This is a genomic window from Bartonella capreoli (genome assembly GCF_902813205.1).
GTDB lineage: Bacteria > Pseudomonadota > Alphaproteobacteria > Rhizobiales > Rhizobiaceae > Bartonella > Bartonella schoenbuchensis.
In genome coordinates this window covers 1-228 of the sequence record NZ_CADDZX010000433.1, presented here as the reverse complement: position 1 = coordinate 228, position 228 = coordinate 1, and the positions used below count along the sequence as shown (strand labels likewise).

1 protein-coding gene is annotated in these 228 nt (G+C 40.8%); it reads right to left on the bottom strand.

Annotation, left to right across the window (positions count from 1 at the left end):
- Window positions 1–228 (bottom strand): hypothetical protein (locus J7R05_RS09140; protein WP_208541952.1); only part of this gene is annotated, 228 nt, incomplete at both ends.

Genomic DNA, 228 nt, shown 5'->3' with positions numbered 1-228 from the left:
CAGTTGCCTCTGCTACACCAGAAAGGACACGAACTTTTCCTTCATTATTCAAAATGGAAATCTTATCACCATCGACATCCTTACCAATCGTGATGATATTTGTATCTTTCTCTTGGGATACAAAATCATTATATATCAACGTGCCATCTTCCGCACTGTTAATCTGCTTAGAAAGCCATGTCAGCTTTTCATCTACACCAGCAAAGGCAGACGCAACACCTGTACGCT